Origin of the sequence: Streptomyces sp. NPDC047917 (genome assembly GCF_043204345.1) — a bacterium.
Classification (GTDB): Bacteria; Actinomycetota; Actinomycetes; order Streptomycetales; family Streptomycetaceae; genus Streptomyces; species Streptomyces sanglieri.
On record NZ_JBIDCA010000007.1, the window covers coordinates 225,387 to 239,904 of the forward strand.

At 70.1% G+C, this 14,518-nt stretch carries 16 protein-coding genes; 5 read left to right on the forward strand and 11 right to left on the reverse strand.

Translation table 11 applies throughout. The annotated features are described in order from the left end of the window. The first annotated feature begins 13 nt into the window (after positions 1–13). Positions 14–646: an HAD family hydrolase gene (locus ACGF8B_RS18825; RefSeq protein WP_392739665.1), complete on the forward strand. Its 633-nt coding sequence runs from the start codon at positions 14–16 to the stop codon at positions 644–646. Positions 647–661: 15 nt separating this feature from the next. Here the strand turns inward: ACGF8B_RS18825 and ACGF8B_RS18830 are convergent, their stop codons facing one another. After that, positions 662–1,513, reverse strand: coding sequence for a serine hydrolase domain-containing protein (locus tag ACGF8B_RS18830; RefSeq protein WP_392739667.1), 852 nt, complete (start codon positions 1,511–1,513; stop codon positions 662–664). Between the two features lie 234 nt (positions 1,514–1,747). On the opposite strand from ACGF8B_RS18830, the gene ACGF8B_RS18835 reads away from it, so the two are divergent. Continuing rightward, positions 1,748–2,773 carry a hypothetical protein gene (locus tag ACGF8B_RS18835; protein ID WP_392739669.1) on the forward strand — a complete coding sequence of 342 codons (1,026 nt, stop codon included), beginning with the start codon at positions 1,748–1,750 and terminating at the stop codon, positions 2,771–2,773. 36 nt (positions 2,774–2,809) lie between these two features. Here the strand turns inward: ACGF8B_RS18835 and ACGF8B_RS18840 are convergent, their stop codons facing one another. Continuing rightward, the gene (locus ACGF8B_RS18840; protein ID WP_392739671.1) at positions 2,810–3,250 is read right to left on the reverse strand and encodes an ATP-binding protein; all 441 of its coding nucleotides are present in this window, start codon (positions 3,248–3,250) and stop codon (positions 2,810–2,812) included. Positions 3,251–3,454: 204 nt separating this feature from the next. On the opposite strand from ACGF8B_RS18840, the gene ACGF8B_RS18845 reads away from it, so the two are divergent. Further along, complete coding sequence (locus ACGF8B_RS18845; protein ID WP_392739672.1) at positions 3,455–4,300, forward strand: helix-turn-helix domain-containing protein; 846 nt, start codon at positions 3,455–3,457, stop codon at positions 4,298–4,300. An 11-nt stretch (positions 4,301–4,311) separates the two neighbouring features. After that, the gene (locus tag ACGF8B_RS18850) at positions 4,312–4,503 is read left to right on the forward strand and encodes a DUF397 domain-containing protein (RefSeq protein WP_392739674.1); all 192 of its coding nucleotides are present in this window, start codon (positions 4,312–4,314) and stop codon (positions 4,501–4,503) included. 26 nt (positions 4,504–4,529) lie between these two features. Here the strand turns inward: ACGF8B_RS18850 and ACGF8B_RS18855 are convergent, their stop codons facing one another. The 5 genes from ACGF8B_RS18855 to ACGF8B_RS18875 form a co-directional block, all read right to left on the reverse strand. Further along, the gene (locus ACGF8B_RS18855) at positions 4,530–5,936 is read right to left on the reverse strand and encodes a DUF6177 family protein (protein ID WP_392739676.1); all 1,407 of its coding nucleotides are present in this window, start codon (positions 5,934–5,936) and stop codon (positions 4,530–4,532) included. An 88-nt stretch (positions 5,937–6,024) separates the two neighbouring features. Beyond that, positions 6,025–7,020 carry a hypothetical protein gene (locus ACGF8B_RS18860; RefSeq protein ID WP_392739678.1) on the reverse strand — a complete coding sequence of 332 codons (996 nt, stop codon included), beginning with the start codon at positions 7,018–7,020 and terminating at the stop codon, positions 6,025–6,027. Positions 7,021–7,034: 14 nt separating this feature from the next. Then, positions 7,035–9,317, reverse strand: a complete 2,283-nt coding sequence (locus ACGF8B_RS18865) for a hypothetical protein (RefSeq protein ID WP_392739680.1) — start codon at positions 9,315–9,317, stop codon at positions 7,035–7,037. A gap of 5 nt (positions 9,318–9,322) precedes the next feature. Beyond that, the gene (locus ACGF8B_RS18870; RefSeq protein WP_392739682.1) at positions 9,323–9,721 is read right to left on the reverse strand and encodes a DUF6507 family protein; all 399 of its coding nucleotides are present in this window, start codon (positions 9,719–9,721) and stop codon (positions 9,323–9,325) included. A 284-nt stretch (positions 9,722–10,005) separates the two neighbouring features. Continuing rightward, positions 10,006–10,263, reverse strand: coding sequence for a hypothetical protein (locus tag ACGF8B_RS18875; RefSeq protein WP_392739684.1), 258 nt, complete (start codon positions 10,261–10,263; stop codon positions 10,006–10,008). Positions 10,264–10,502: 239 nt separating this feature from the next. Here ACGF8B_RS18875 and ACGF8B_RS18880 point away from each other — a divergent pair, with 239 nt between their 5' ends. After that, positions 10,503–10,886 (forward strand): cold-shock protein, encoded by a 384-nt coding sequence (locus ACGF8B_RS18880; RefSeq protein WP_392739686.1) that lies wholly within the window; start codon positions 10,503–10,505, stop codon positions 10,884–10,886. 22 nt (positions 10,887–10,908) lie between these two features. Here ACGF8B_RS18880 and ACGF8B_RS18885 read toward each other — a convergent pair whose 3' ends face one another. The 4 genes from ACGF8B_RS18885 to ACGF8B_RS18900 are packed head-to-tail and all read right to left on the reverse strand — an operon-like array spanning position 10,909 to position 14,482. Then, positions 10,909–11,811: a 1,4-dihydroxy-6-naphthoate synthase gene (locus ACGF8B_RS18885; protein ID WP_392739688.1), complete on the reverse strand. Its 903-nt coding sequence runs from the start codon at positions 11,809–11,811 to the stop codon at positions 10,909–10,911. Further along, positions 11,792–12,499 (reverse strand): futalosine hydrolase, encoded by a 708-nt coding sequence (locus tag ACGF8B_RS18890; protein ID WP_392739690.1) that lies wholly within the window; start codon positions 12,497–12,499, stop codon positions 11,792–11,794. Before ACGF8B_RS18890 ends, ACGF8B_RS18885 begins: the two co-directional genes overlap by 20 nt. A 51-nt stretch (positions 12,500–12,550) precedes the next feature. Then, entirely contained in the window at positions 12,551–13,030 is a 480-nt protein-coding gene (locus tag ACGF8B_RS18895; protein ID WP_124717161.1) for a DUF2771 domain-containing protein, read from the reverse strand. A 27-nt stretch (positions 13,031–13,057) separates the two neighbouring features. Continuing rightward, entirely contained in the window at positions 13,058–14,482 is a 1,425-nt protein-coding gene (locus tag ACGF8B_RS18900) for an MFS transporter (RefSeq protein WP_392739693.1), read from the reverse strand. Positions 14,483–14,518 lie beyond the last annotated feature (36 nt).

Genomic DNA, 14,518 nt, shown 5'->3' on the forward strand with positions numbered 1-14,518 from the left:
CCACCCGACGACAATGGACCTCATGCCCTCGCACCCCCTGACGGTCGGCTTCGACCTCGACATGACGCTCATCGACTCCCGCCCCGGAATCAAGGCCGCCTACCAGGCGCTCTCCGCCGAAACCGGGACGCCGATCGATGCCGACCTGGTGGTGAGCAGGCTCGGCCCGCCGGTCGAGGAGGAGCTGCGGAACTGGTTCCCGGCCGACGCGGTGGCGGCCACCGCCGACCGCTACCGGGAGATCTATCCCACACACGCCATCACCCCGAGTCCGGCGCTGCCGGGCGCACGGGAGTCGATGGCGGCGATCCGGAAGCGCGGCGGCCGCGCCATCGTCGTCACCGCGAAGTACCACCCCAACGCGGAACTCCACCTGACCCACCTCGGCATCGACCCCGACGCGGTCATCGGTGGCCTGTGGGCCGAGGCGAAGGGCCACGCCCTGCGTGAGCACGGCGCCCACATCTACGTCGGCGACCACACCGGCGACGTACGCGGCGCCCGCACGGCCGGCGCCCTGTCGGTGACGGTCACCACGGGCCCGTGCGACGCGGCGGAACTCCGGGCGGCGGGCGCGGACGTCGTCCTGTCGTCGCTGACGGAGTTCCCGGCGTGGCTGGCGCAGTACGAGGAGTACAGGGGGTAGCGCTTCTCCGGCGGCTCAGGTCCCGCTGCCGGCCGGGTTGCCGGGCGTGGCCCGCCGCAGGAGTTCGATGCCCAGCTCGTCGGTGCGGTCGGCCCGTCCGGTGAGGCGGTGGACCAGCACCCATCTGCCGTCCGGCACGGCCCCGGCGAAGACCGAGGCGTCGCCGGTGGCGCCGTTGTGCCAGAGCAGGGTGCCGGCTCGCTGCCAGGACAGGGCGGGCTCCCCCAGCTTCCGGTCGATGAGGAGCGCGGTCACCAGATCGGCGGTGGCCCGCGGGGTGGCCCAGAGCCCGCCGGCGGGGAGGATGGCGCCGGTCATGGTCCAGGGACGGCGCGGGCGGCCGAACCGGCCGCGGCCGCAGAGCCGTCTGTCCGGCGGCGGAGCGCTTGTCACCTCGGTGATGTCCAGAGGGGCAAGGACATAACGGTCCAGAAGCTCCTGGTAGGGCATACCCGCGGCGGAAGCCAGCGCAGCCCCGAGAACGGCGTACCCGAGGTTGGAGTACTCCTCCGTACGCCCCGGGGCAGCGGTGGCGAGGGCGTCCAGCCCCTGGAGCACGGCGAGCAGCGCGGCGTCGTCGAACGCGGCGTACGGATCCCGCCGTTTCACCCGCGGCGGGAGCCGCGGCAGCCCCGAGGTGTGCTGGGCGAGGTGCTCCAAGGTGATGCCGGTGCCCCGAGGAACGGGCAGGAACCGCTCCAGCAGGTCATCGGGACGGAGCACGTCCGCGGCAGCCAGCCGGGCCAGTGCGGTTCCGGTGAGCGCCTTGGTCAGAGACCCGATCTGGACGTACGCGTCGAGGGCATGGCCATGCAGGACCTGAGGGGCTTCGCCGTTGCTGAGAATGCAGGTGGGGACGGGGCGCATGCCCGAGTACTCCTTTGTTCCGGCTGCTTGTGCCTGGTCGGTTCCGGGGGAGGCCGATTCCGGAGCTCCCGAACGTAGTCGGGTTCTTGGACCATGCGGCTCGGTTCGAGCCACGGCACCGGGCGCGGGACGACGGGCGGCCTCAGCGAAGTGCGCCCGCGGTGCCCGGCGTACGGCCACGGGGCCGGGGACGCGGTTGGTGTGACGGCGGATCAAGCCTTAGGTTCGGTGGCCATGGGGGAATCCGAACGCTCGGCGCACACCGGCATCAACCTCGTCCGGACCAGGCGCCTTTGGGTGGCCGTCGCGCTGGGGGTGGCCACGCTGCTCGTCGCCGGCTGGGCCACGGTGGGCGACAAGTGGCCCTGGAGCCGCCTGCCGGACCGCGTGTGCTGGGGTTCCGTCGACCGATCGGTCCTGACGGAGGCGGCCCCGCCGGGCGACGGCTCGTGGAAGGTCACGGAGGGCAAGGACCACTGGGGCGACCCGGAGTGCACGGTGCGCAGGGGCGACTGGCAGCTCAGCACCACCGTGATGAAGACCCCTCTCAAGTCGCATCTGTGGTGGGACCTCGGCAGGATTCCGCTGCCCCACGACCTGCCCGGGATGATCAAGACGAACGGCGACCGGGTGGACGGCTGGCTCCATCTCCCGCAGTGCCCGAGCAAGCTGGTGAACGTCGACGTCCCCGGCGCGAAGGCGGACCCGCGCGCCGCCGCGGACCTCGCCGCCAGGACCCTGCTCGCCGTCGGCAACGCCCGGATCGCCGAGTGCGGCGGCAAGCCCTTCCCTGTCCCCAAGAGCTTCGACTGGCCCGCGCTGAAGCCGGTACGCCCTGCCGCGGGGGAGCCGCCCTGCGGCGTGGCGGACGCCGCGACCGTACGGAAATGGGCCGGCGGCGAGGTGACCCGGCTCGGTGCGTTCGATGACGCCCCGATCAGCAGGTGCTCGGTGCTCCAGGACGGCGAGGACGAGCTCGACCTGGGACTCTTCTCGGCGGTCGTCCTGCGTGACAGGGCGACCGTGGACGCCTTCTCGCCGACCGGCGTGCGGGCCGAAGTGCCGGTGTCGGCGGGCAGACCCCTGCACCTGACGGCCGAGGCCCTCCGCTACGACCGCGACGCCGTCACGGCTCTGATGTGCGCCGAAGGCCCCGGGAGCCGGTACGTGCACGTGTACGCCTCGGGCACGGACGCCCAGTACGCGGCGATCAAGCGCGCCGTCCTGACCAAGGTCGCCACCACCATGAACTGCCCCTGACACAGCGGCCGCGGCGCCGGACCGCCCGAGCCTCCGCTACACCTTCGCCGCGCACTCCACCCAGAGCAGCTTCCCGCCCTGCCCGGGCAGCCCGCCGCCGCGCATGGGGTACGCACCCCAGGACTCCGCGTAGAGCGTGACGAGATACAGCCCGCGCCCGCGTTCGGCCAGTTCCTCCGGCGCCTGGGGGCCGCCCCACCGGAACGGTGCCGGGATGTGCGGATCGCTGTCCCACACGCTCATCCGTACGCGGCTGCGCCCGGCATCGCGCAGCCGGAGCGAGTACGGCCCCGAGGAGTACAGGTAGGCGTTGGTGACCAGTTCGCTCGCCAGCAGCTCGGCGGTCTCGGTGAGTTCGGGCATGCCGTGCACGCGCAGGACGTTGCGGAGGGTGGCGCGGGCGACGCCGGGGGCACGGGGATCCTGCGGGAGTTGGAGGGTGTATGCCCAGGGCGGGGATACCGTGGAAGCGACCATGGAAGTCTCCGTTCACGGGGAGGAGTTGGATCGCGGATTTCCTGCTGCCCGGTGACGAGGCCGCTCCGTCGAGCGGGGTACTTCCGGGCGGGTGGCCTGAGACCCAAGGTAGCGATTCGCGGTTAACGTGTTAACCGAATCTCGGTGAATCCATAAACTGGCACCCTTGTGGGTGACAAGCCGCTCAAGGAGGCGAGCAAGCCCGTGAGAACCAACCCGACGGGTCGCCAACTCCGTTTTGGCTCCGAGCTGCGCAAACTCCGCGAGCGCGCAGGCATCACCGCTACCCAGGCCGGTCAACTCCTGGGCGTCAAGCAGAATCAGATCAGCAACATGGAGGCGGGACGCATCGGCGTGAGCCCTGAGCGCGTGCGCGCTCTGGCCTGCCACTACGAGTGCGCCGACCAGGACATCGTCGCCGCGCTCGGGCACATGACCAACGACCGCACGCGCGGCTGGTGGCAGGAGTACCGGGAGATCCTTCCCGCCCCACTCCTGGACCTTGCGGAGATCGAACACCACGCCCGTCGGCTGCGGACAGCCGTGACCGTTCACATCCCCGGTCTTCTCCAGACCGCGGAGTACGCGCGCGAGGTCTTCCGCCAGGACGTACCGGAGTTGTCGCCTCCCGGCATCGAGCACCGCATCTCGTTCCGCATCAAGCGACAGGCCGTCCTCTTCGGGGAATCACCGACACCTCACCAGGCCGTCATTCACGAGGCCGCTCTGCGCATGCGGTTCGGCGGCTCGGAAGTGACCCGTAAGCAGCTTCAACATCTCCTCGACATGGGCGAACGGGACCACATCACTCTTCAGGTGATCCCCTTCTCCGCAGGGACCTTTGCCGGGTCCGGCCAGTCGATCTACTACTTCCTGGGTCCGGTGCCGCAGCTCGACACCGTGAATCTGGACCAGTCCCACGGTCCTGTCTTCCTCGACGCCGAGGCCGAGTTGGAGAAGTACCGCGTACTGCTCGGCCGCATGGAAGCAACCGCGCTGGACCACAGCAGTTCCAGGAGCTTCATCCACAACGTCATCCGCGACCTGTGAAGGAAACCGAGATGCTCTCCCCCGCATGGCAGAAGTCGTCGTACTGCGCCCAGGGCAATTCCTGCGTGCACGTGGCCGCACTCGCCCCCGGCGCGGTCGCCCTCACCGAGTCCGCCGACCCCACCGGAGCGATACTCCGCACCACCCCCGCCGCGTGGTCCGCCCTCGTGCGCACCCTCAAGCAGGGCCACCGCGAGGGCTGATCCCCGGCCGCACGTTCTGGCCGGGGTCAGGCACCACTGCTGCCGGCTGCCAAGTGGCCGTTGATCTGCCGCAGGCGCTGCCACGCGGCGGGGTCGGTGCCGTCGCCGAGCGTGTAGTGGAGGGCAGGCCGGGTGGCCGGGCCGATTCGGACGGGTGCGGTGTCGGGGAGGGCCCGGCCGGCGTGGTCGAGGCCGAGGTCGGCTACGGCGTCGGGGCCGAGGGTGAAGGAGAGCGGCACCGGGGGCGGCTCGTGGTGGGCGGGGGTGGTCAGATCCGCGCGTGCGGTGCGCAGTTGGCCGATCATCGTGGCGAGGTTGTGCCTGGCGGCCAGGGATTCGGCCAGCTCGGGCATGGCGTCCACCGGAGCGTGCTGATCGGCGCGGTAGCCGACGGCCAGCGTGATGTGCTCCTCGACGCCGAGACGGGTGCGGGCGGTGCGTACGGTGGCGATCGCCGGGCGGTCGGGGGAGCCGATCGCGACGGCCCAGGTGGGCAGGGACTGCTGGGCACGGGTGCGGGCCAGGTCGGTCAACTGTCGTGGCGACCAAGGGGCGCTGACGGGCTCGGAGGTGGCCCATCCGGCGGGCGGGGCTCCGGTGAGTGTGCGCCAGGCCTGTTCCAGGGCGCCGCCCAGGACGAGATGCTCGTCGGCGGGGTGGACCGTACGGATGGAGAGCAGCAGTTGCCGTTCGCCCTCGGTGCCGGGGCGGGGCCGGAAGGCGTTCGCGACCTGGGGTCTGTCGCCGGTGGCGTGGGTGAATCGCCCCTCGTGCCAGCGCAGTACGGCTCCGGAGAGGCCGTCGTAGTAACCGCACTCGGGGTCGCTCATGACCCAGCGGGAGGGCAGCCCGTCCAGCAGCGTGCGGGCGGGGAAGGTGAGCCGGGTGCCGGGCGGGGTGACGATCTGCAGTTCGCGTTCGGTGCGAGCCGCGTTGCGCACCACGTCGGTCAGCCAGGTCGTGGCAGCGACCACGGGGCGGCCTTGGATGACGATGGCGGCCTCGTCGGTGAGTAGATCGACACCGATGGGGGCCACCTCCGTGACAGCGTCGGCGAGATCGGTCACGACATCGGTGTGACCGGCCTCGCGCGGCCAGACGTCGCCCCCGTGCATGGCGACCAGCCGCCCGGCGACGGACCCGGCCAGCCGCGCGGCATCCTCCACGGCACTGGTCGCCCGCGCCTCGGTCCACCACACGGGCGACTCCGCGTCGACGTCCGGCCCGAGCAACCTGGCTGCCTCACCCGGGACTTGGACGTACCGGGGCGCTTCGACCGACACCAACGCCTGCCCGGCGGCCGTGCACAGCTGAGCGACGGACCCGTCGCCCGCCCGATTCACGAGCAGATCGGGACCGCCGGCGAGGAGCCCGGCCAGCAGCGTCCTCGTGTCCGGCATCTGCGGGGTGAGGGCTATGACGTCCTGGGTCATGTGCGCTCCAGGCAGCCGGATCCGGGAGGCAGGGAAGGCGGTTTGCCCTCGTGAGCGGTCCGGGCTTCTTGTTTCAAGTGCCGGAACATCACTCGCGTCCTGAGAGGTCCTGCAAGTCCTCCAGGGAGGAGGCCTCTTGTTGAGACCCGGGCACAACAGTTCCGGAACGAGCGCTGCCGGGCCAGGACGCCAATTCACGCACCGCTTGGACAGATGTCAGCCCACGCTGCTTCGCCTCGCTGAGACGCATCAGCCAATCCTGTCCGGCGTCGATTGCCGCATCACCGGCCGGCGTACGAGGCTCAAACCCCGCCGCAATGCCATCCTCTGCTGCCCAGAGATAGCCGACTGTGCGCCCGTCTCTAGCCACTTCGGCGAAGCTGACCGGCGAATCGGTCTCCGTTGCAAAGCGAGGTGAGTTCGGCGGCAGAAGTGACTGGAGCCACTCGGTCCGACGTGGAATTTCCGCCATATACCAGGAGTCCAGAATGTCAGGGTCTTCGTCCGGAAGGTCTTCGAACCCGTCCTCGGTCGGGATTCCGTAGGAGGTGAAGTCCGAGGCAACGATCTCAACTCCGAGCATCCGCGTAATCGCGGCAAGTGCAGCCTTGAGGCGTGGAGCATTCTCCTTCTGAACGTCCGGCTGCTGATGGCCGCGCAGATCGTGAGACATCCAGGCATCACCGTAGGTGTCAAGTGTCACGGTTCCAGCGCCGCTTGCCCATTCTTCGACCGACATCACGAAGAGTTTCTCGACCCGGTGGGCTTCCCCGTTGCGCATGCAGGTGCCGGGCATGGTCAGGTTGACCTCCACCACGCCGACCCGCTCCAGGTCTGCCGACCTCAAGGCGGCGAAGAGCTCGCTGTCGTCCGCTGCATCGGCCAGGGCTGCGCGCACTCGCTTGCGCGCGAGCAATACGGAGTGGTCGTCCTCGGCACGCATGGTGACGTCAGCTGTCGCGTTTTCGGTGACGATGCCGAGAGTGTGCATCGCTGCCCATGCCCGCAGGACCGTGCGGCCACAACGCAGCGCGAGGTCTTGCCCCGGTTTTCCTTCGTTGGTCTCCCAGGACCAGCTACCCACAGGATTTGTCGTAATCACAGGACACCTCGCGGGTCGGCCTTGGCGCCCGGAGGGATCGTGATCGTCCCGTCTTCGAGCCGGATGACAAACAGGATGCCACGCCCCTTTCCGCTCTTGATGGCGTGTTCACCTCGGTGAACCTGAAGCAGCTCATCGGGGATTCCTCTGGCCTGCCATTCGGCTACGGTCCCCTGTCCGTCCACGAGCATGATCCTGTGATCGGCAGTCGACTTCGACAGCTGGCCCAGATGATCCGCCTTCGCAATTGATTCGAATGGATTCTTGGGGTTTTCCAGCCGCTTCATCTGGTATCCGTAACTTTCTCCGTTCGCGTCAGTCACCCGAACGTCCAGATCTGCCTTGAAGGCCTGGTTCTTGATCTCGAATTCGATGTCGCGCAGCCCGCTCCGGTAGAACTGGTCGCCGAGCCGGATCTGATCCATGGCCCGAAGATCTTGGCCGCGAACGCCGGATCCCAACATGGATACGACGTCTCTGAATTTGTGTGTCTGCGAGAGATGTCCGGAGGTGATTATGTCGGCGATTTCTCGACCGTGAGGGTACTCGCCCATTCGGGCGACGATCTTCTCCAGAACCTTGGGCTTTATATTGTTATTGGGGATTTTGCGCATTGCTTCGCGGAATTGGTGCTCGGCCTCACCTCCCAACTCCATGGGCCCGGAACCGGAGGGGGAGTCGGATCCGTGATCGCCATCGGCGTGCCCCGGACCGTCTCCGCCACCACCTGCCGTTGGGGAGTCCGCGTGCGCAGCATCTCCATGGCTGGAATCCGCAGCTTCGCCCGAGTGACTGCCGCCGCCCGAATGTTCGGCTGCTCCTGCGCCGTGACCATCCCTGGGGCCGTGCTGCCTCGCAGCGGCATGGCCGTCCTCGCCTCCCGGTCCATGCGGTGCGCTTCCCGAGTCATGTCTGCCGCGCGGTGGCAGTCCGTCGCCCGCGTGGGCGGTCGCACCGGGCGCGCGGCCTCCCACGCCGACCGGTTCGCGATCGCCGTGCGGTCGGCCGGCGCCCCGTTCGGCGGCGGAGGGTTCATGTCTGGCCGGGGTCAGGTCGGGGGTGCCGTCCCGGCCGAGCGGGATGAAGTTGCCGTCCTTGTCGACCCGGAAGCGGTCGCTGAGGTCGAGGGCGCCGTCGGGGAACCTGGTCTTCGGGATCTGGAGGTGGTCGCTGACGTTGGCCAGGACCTGGGAGACCTTGGGCAGGTCCGAGAGGGCCTTGGCGGCCTTGAAGGTGCCGGAGAGGGGGTCGAGGGCGTCGCCGATCTTCGCCATGGTGCCGGCGGCCTTCGCGATCGTGCCGCCCTTGCCGAGCTTCGCGGCGGCGGCGAGCGGGCCGGTGGCGAGGGTGAGGATGTTGAAGGAGAGCACGGCGTGGGCGCGGGCGGGGTCCTCGTTCGCCATGTCGTACGCGATGAACTGCTTGCCGAACTCCTTCGCGTACGCCTTGCTGTCGCGCTGCCAGCCGGACAGGTGCTCGCCCTGGCCGAACAGGTCCATGCCGTAGGCGTAACCGCCGACGGCGGTGCGCCGCAGACCGTCCCAGGCCTGGTCGCGGGCCTCGCCGCTGTGGAAGCCGATCAGGGTGCCCAGGCCGTCGATGCCGCCCCAGATGCTGTCCTTGGCTATGCCGTCCCACGCCCAGCTCTTGGCCCCGTGCCCCCACCACTCCAGGCTCCACCGCTCGTAGGTGCGCCCCTCCGGGCTGCCCCACGGGAGGTCCTTCATGCCCTTGAGCGTGTCGGCGTTCTGGCCGTACATGCCGAGCCCATGGGTGCCGTCGTCCACGATCCACGCAGGACGACAGGCGCCCGGACTGAGCTTGTTGATCTTGTTGGCCGCGTTGCGTTCGGCTTCCTGGAAGCCCTCACGCGCCGCGGCCACGCCGTCCATCAGCGCCTGGTGCCTGTCGGTCTTGTTCTTGTCCTCGGTCCAGTCGTCATCGCCCCTGACGCTGTCGACGAAGTCGATCGCGTCCAGCCTCAGCTGCTTGAGCCGGTCGGCGTGTGGTTTGGCCTCGAAGATGAACGTGTCCAGGGCGTCGGCGAGCGACTCGACGCTCCCCGCGAATTCGTCGGCCGTGTCCATGACCGGCTGGGTCGAGGAGAACAGTTGCTCTGCCTCGGGTGCCTTGTAGTACGCGGCCGTCGCCTGGAAGCGGGAGTGGACGTCCTTCCCGCCGCTCCGGATGCCCGTCGCATGCGTACGGAGACCGGACGCGGCCTTCTCCAACTGGCCGAAGTCACCGGTGTACTGAGGAATCCCGCCCGGTTCGATCACGGCGGTTACTTCCCGCCCCGGTGGCCGGGCTTCTGCCCGACCGCCCTGATCTCGGCGGGGGTCGGGGCCTTTGCCGCCTCGTGCTGGGCGCGCGCGGCCATGGCCAGATCGCCCTCGATGTACTCGGTGGTGGCCTTGACCGTTCCGTCCATCGACTTCTTCGTGCGGGCGGCCATGAACCTGATCTGCTGCTGGGTGTCCGAGATGAAGTTCGCCACCGCGGCTCCCACCGGGCCCGAGGGCGCCTCGCCGCAGTACGGCCCGCTGATCGTGCCGGCGTGCAGCGCGGCATCCTCCACGTTCGTGCCGTAGCCCCTGACACCCTTGCTCAGGTCATCGGCCGCCAGCCCCACCAGCGACAGAACGGACTCCACCCCGCTCGGCCTGATGTCCCACCCCGTCATGCCGTCCCCCCGCATCCCCCGGTCGATACGCCGTGTCAACTGCGCCAGGCGGCACGTGCGCCACTGGCGACAGGATCTTCATCTGTATCAAGGGGGGGGCGTAGCAGTGGCAACGCACTTCCGGCCAAACACGTGTTGGACCACATACCCAGCGTGGGGAGAGAGTGTCGCGGCGGCGGCGCCCCGCTGCCGAGTGAGCAGCTCGAACCGGCTTCTTCGTGCCCTGCAGCCGCCTCGCGCGGTGGCGGCCGGACGGCCGGTCGATGCGAACTGTCGTGTTTGCTTCAGGGAAGAGTGTGGCCGGTGTCCGGCCCGCGCCACCGCTTCGCCGCCCCCGCGCGCACCGACCGGATCACGCCCGCCGCGGCGATCAGGAAGCCGACGCCCATCAGCATGCACAGCGACCAGGCGATGGACGGCAGGGGGCGGGTGCCGAGGAAGAGGGGCGCCATGGTGACCAGGGTGGACAGTGCGCCGAGGAAGAAGACGATCGCGCCGATCCGGACCAGCCGGTCACCAGCGCCAGAAGGTGTAGTACTCACCCGGCCAGGGTAGTTCCCGGCGGCGGCGAACCGCCCCGCGGCCGACCCCGTGGCCAGCGGCTCGGAAAGCAAGCGCCGTTTCCGGACAGAGTCCGGATGACCAGGCTTGACGAGGGGTACTCCCCCTGGGGAGGCTGCTGCCAGCAGGGGAGCACCACCACTGGATAGCCTGACCTGCTGAGGCTTTGTTCCGGGTTCCGGCATACAGGTTGCATACGGGTTGAGATGGGGTGCGTGCTTTGCCGACTGGCAAGGTCAAGTGGTTCAACAGCGAGAAGGGCTTCGGCTTCCTCTCCCGCGACGACGGCGGCGACGTCTTCGTGCACTCCTCCGTGCTCCCCGACGGCGTCGACGCCCTCAAGCCCGGCCAACGCGTCGAGTTCGGGGTCGTCGCAGGTCAGCGAGGTGACCAGGCGCTCTCGGTGGCGATCTTGGACCCCACCCCCTCCGTCGCGGCCGCGCAGCGCCGCAAGCCGGACGAGCTGGCGTCCATCGTGCAGGACCTGACCACCCTGCTGGAGAACATCACGCCGATGCTGGAGCGCGGCCGCTACCCCGACAAGGTGGCCGGCAAGAAGATCGGCGGCCTGCTGCGCGCGGTCGCCGACCAGCTCGACGTCTGAGAACCGGCAGAAGGAGCGCGGCTCAGACGAACGACAGCGCGTCGGGGCCGAGGGGCGGTACCAGTCCCTCGGCCGCCGCGCGGGTCAGCAGTCCGCGGATCGCCGCGTAGCCGTCCTCGCCCAGGTCGGCGGTGAACTCGTTGACGTACAGCCCGATGTGCTGGTCGGCCACGGCCGGGTCCATCTCCTGGGCGTGCGCCAGCACGTAGGGCCGGGACGTCTCCGGATCGTCCCAGGCCATCCGCACCGAGGTGCGCACCGAGTCGGCGAGCAGCTTCAGCGTGCCCTCGCCCAGCGAGCGCTTGGCGATGATCGCGCCGAGCGGGATCGGCAGCCCGGTCGTCTCCTCCCAGTGCCGGCCCATGTCCGCGAGGTTGTGCAGCCCGTAGTTCTGGTACGTGAACCGGGCCTCGTGGATGACGAGCCCGGCGTCCACCTTCCCGTCGCGCACGGCGGGCATGATCTCGTCGAACGGCATCACGACGATCTCGCCGACCCCGCCCGGCACCACCTCGGCCGCCCAGAGGCGGAACAGCAGGTACGCGGTGGAGCGCTCGCTCGGTACGGCGACGGTCCTCCCCGTCAGGTCGGTGCCCGCCTCCTTGGTGAGGACCAGCGGGCCGCAGCCCCGCCCCAGCGCCCCGCCGCACGGCAGCAGCGCGTACTCGTCGAGCACCCACGGCAGCACCGCGTACGAGACCTTGAGGACGTCGAGCTCACCGCGCTCGGCCATGCCGTTGGTGATGTCGATGTCCGCGAAGGTGACATCGAGGGCGGGCGCGCCGGGGACCCTTCCGTGCGCCCAGGCGTCGAAGACGAAGGTGTCGTTCGGGCAGGGCGAGAACGCGATCCGCAGCGGGGCCGACGGGGCGCCCGACGGGCTGTCCGGCAGATCGTTCGACGGGTCAGGAGTCGTGTCGGTCATGGTGGGTCCAACCTTCCAGTACGGGTACGAGCTTCCCGAACGCCCCGGTGAGCGCGGCCAGCGCGTCGCCGATGCGCCAGGCGTCCCGGTCACGCGGGCCCACGGCGTTCGAGACCGCCCTGATCTCCAGGACGGGCAGGCCGACGAGCCCGGCGGCCTCCGCGACCCCGAAGCCCTCCATGGACTCGGCGGCGGCCCGGGGGTGCGCGGCGAGCAGGGCGGCGGCGCGGTCGGCGGAACCGGTCACGGTGGAGACGGTGAGGATGTCACCGGTGAGCGCGCCGGTGGCGGCGGCCGCCTCCCGTACCAGCGACCGGGGCGGGAGGTGCCAGGCGCGGCCGAAACCGAGTTCGGTGACCGGCACGAAGCCCGCCGCGGTCTCGGCACCCAGGTCCGCCGCGCCGATGCGGTCGGCCACCACGAGGGAGCCGACCGGTGCGACAGGGGCGAACCCGCCGCCGATGCCGGCCGAGATCACCAGGCCGTAGCCGTCGTCCGAGGCCAGGCCGAAGGCCGCCGAGGCCGCCGAGGCGCCCGGCCCCGCGCCGCCCGCGAGGACGTCGAACGCGCCCGTGCGGTGGATCTCCGCGCCCGGGACGCGCCGGACCGACGCCTCGGGAACGGCCCCGAACACACGCGTGACCGCGTCCCGTTCCGCGGGGACAGCGGTCACGACGAGCACACGCACGGGGCGAATCCTCCGAGGTCAGGAGGGGAGGAGATCAGGAGGGGGAGGGGATCAGGAGGTCTTCTTCAGCTCGAAGTGCCAGATGCCGACGAGCTCCTTGCCCTTGGTCTCCACGATGCTGATCTGCGTCTTGTTCGTGGTCTCGCCGGTCTGGCTGGAGAAGAAGGCGCTGCCCGGGATGGACCGGTAGGTCTTCTTGTACGGCTCCTGCTCGGCCTGCTGACCGTTGATGAACAGGGTCCAGCCGTTGTCCGCGACCTCGGGGTCGACGCCGAAGCGGACCTTGTCGTCCATCGCGACCTCGACGGACTTCTCCGCCTTCTTGTTGAGGCAGCTCTGGTACTCGGACTTGTCGAGGGCCTTGCCGTCGTTGTAGCAGGACGCCTCGGCGCTCACCGAGTTGCCGCCGACCGTTACGGTCGCGAGCGGCGTCGGCTTGTCGCAGGCGGAGAGGACGAGGAGTCCCGCGGACACGGCACCAAGAGCGACGCCGATTCGGCGGCCCTTACCGGAGAAGAACGCAACGGTCATGGGCCGAAGGCTATCGGTCGCTCCGGTTCACGCCACGCGGGGGTGCGGCGAGCCGTGGCGCGCCGCGCTCAGCAGACCCCGTACGGACGTTGCGGCGCCGAGGGCGAGGATGCCCGCGGCGACCGACATGCCCAGTACGCCGTTGAGGGGGAGGGCGATGCCGATGCCGCCGCCGACCACCCAGGCCATCTGGAGCACGGTCTCGGACCGGGCGAACGCCGAGCTGCGCACCTCCTCGGGCACGTCGCGCTGGATCATCGCGTCCAGCGAGAGCTTCGACAGGGCCAGCGTGAAACCCGCGGTGGCGCTGAGCGCGGCGACCATGACCGTGCTGAAGAAGAGCGCGGCGAGCACCGCGACGAGCAGGGCCAGGGCCAGCACGGCGACGACGATCGCCTCGGGGCCGCGGGCCCGCAGCCAGGAGCCGACGGCCGTACCGGACGCGTTGCCCAGGCCGGCCGCGACGCCGGCGATGCCGAGCGAGACGGCGGCGCTCTGCCCGGCGAACGGGTGCTCGCGCAGCAGGAACGCCAGGAAGAAGATCAGGAAGCCGGAGAGCGCGCGGTGCGCGGAGTTGGCCTGGAGCCCGTTCAGTACGGACGGGCCCACGGACCGCAGACCTGGCCGCTTCTCGCCGTTCCGCTCCCGGCGCCGCGCCCGGCCCGGCCGCCCGCCGGTCCGCCCCGGCTCCCGCAGGGAGACCGCCATGCCGTGCGGCGGCACCAGCTGGGCCTTCCGCTCGCCCTTCGCGGAGTCGACCTTGGGCGGCAGCGTGAAGGCGAGCACGGTACCGCCGAGGAAGATCACGCACGCGCCGTACAGCGGCCAGCCGGGCCCGACGGTCTGGAGCCCCGCCCCGATCGGGGCCGCGATCCCGGTCGCCAGGAGCCCGGCCAGGGTGACCCGGGAATTCGCCTTCACCAAGGAGAAGCGCGGCGGCAGCAGACGCGGTACGACGGCGCTGCGCACCACCCCGTACGCCTTCGAACAGACCAGGACCCCCAGCGCGGCCGGATACAGCTCCAGGCCGCCGGTGGCGACCGCGCCCGACATGGTGAGCGCCAGCACCGCACGGGCCAGCATCGCCCCGGCCATCGCCGCGCGGCGGCCGTGCGGCAGCCGGTCCAGGAGCGGGCCGATCACGGGGGCCAGGAGCGTGAAGGGGGCCATGGTGACGGCGAGGTAGAGGGCGACCCGGCCACGGGCCTCGTCCGTCGGTACGGAGAAGAAGACCGTCGAGGCGAGGGCGACCGTGATCATCACGTCGCCCGCGCCGTTCACAGCATGCAGCTCGATCAGTTTGCCGAGCCCGGACTCCCCGGCGCCGTGTGCGTGGGTCGCCTTCCGGATGCCCTTCGCGGTGCCGGTGAACGGCTTGTGGAGGGCATGACCGACCGCCCGGCCCGTCCTGCGGAGCGGGCCGGACTCTTCGTGCGACCGGGCGGAAGTCACTTCGTCATAGTGCCCCAGCCGCGGTGGTGGCGAACC

What these genes read in the sequence shown, in the direction of transcription:
- ACGF8B_RS18825 (WP_392739665.1), top strand. Translation starts at nt 14, where the DNA reads ATGGACCTCATGCCCTCGCACCCCCTGACGGTCGGCTTCGACCTCGAC.
- ACGF8B_RS18830 (WP_392739667.1), bottom strand. Translation starts at nt 1,513, where the DNA reads ATGCGCCCCGTCCCCACCTGCATTCTCAGCAACGGCGAAGCCCCTCAG.
- ACGF8B_RS18835 (WP_392739669.1), top strand. Translation starts at nt 1,748, where the DNA reads ATGGGGGAATCCGAACGCTCGGCGCACACCGGCATCAACCTCGTCCGG.
- ACGF8B_RS18840 (WP_392739671.1), bottom strand. Translation starts at nt 3,250, where the DNA reads ATGGTCGCTTCCACGGTATCCCCGCCCTGGGCATACACCCTCCAACTC.
- ACGF8B_RS18850 (WP_392739674.1), top strand. Translation starts at nt 4,312, where the DNA reads ATGCTCTCCCCCGCATGGCAGAAGTCGTCGTACTGCGCCCAGGGCAAT.
- ACGF8B_RS18855 (WP_392739676.1), bottom strand. Translation starts at nt 5,936, where the DNA reads ATGACCCAGGACGTCATAGCCCTCACCCCGCAGATGCCGGACACGAGG.
- ACGF8B_RS18870 (WP_392739682.1), bottom strand. Translation starts at nt 9,721, where the DNA reads ATGACGGGGTGGGACATCAGGCCGAGCGGGGTGGAGTCCGTTCTGTCG.
- ACGF8B_RS18885 (WP_392739688.1), bottom strand. Translation starts at nt 11,811, where the DNA reads ATGACCGACACGACTCCTGACCCGTCGAACGATCTGCCGGACAGCCCG.
- ACGF8B_RS18895 (WP_124717161.1), bottom strand. Translation starts at nt 13,030, where the DNA reads ATGACCGTTGCGTTCTTCTCCGGTAAGGGCCGCCGAATCGGCGTCGCT.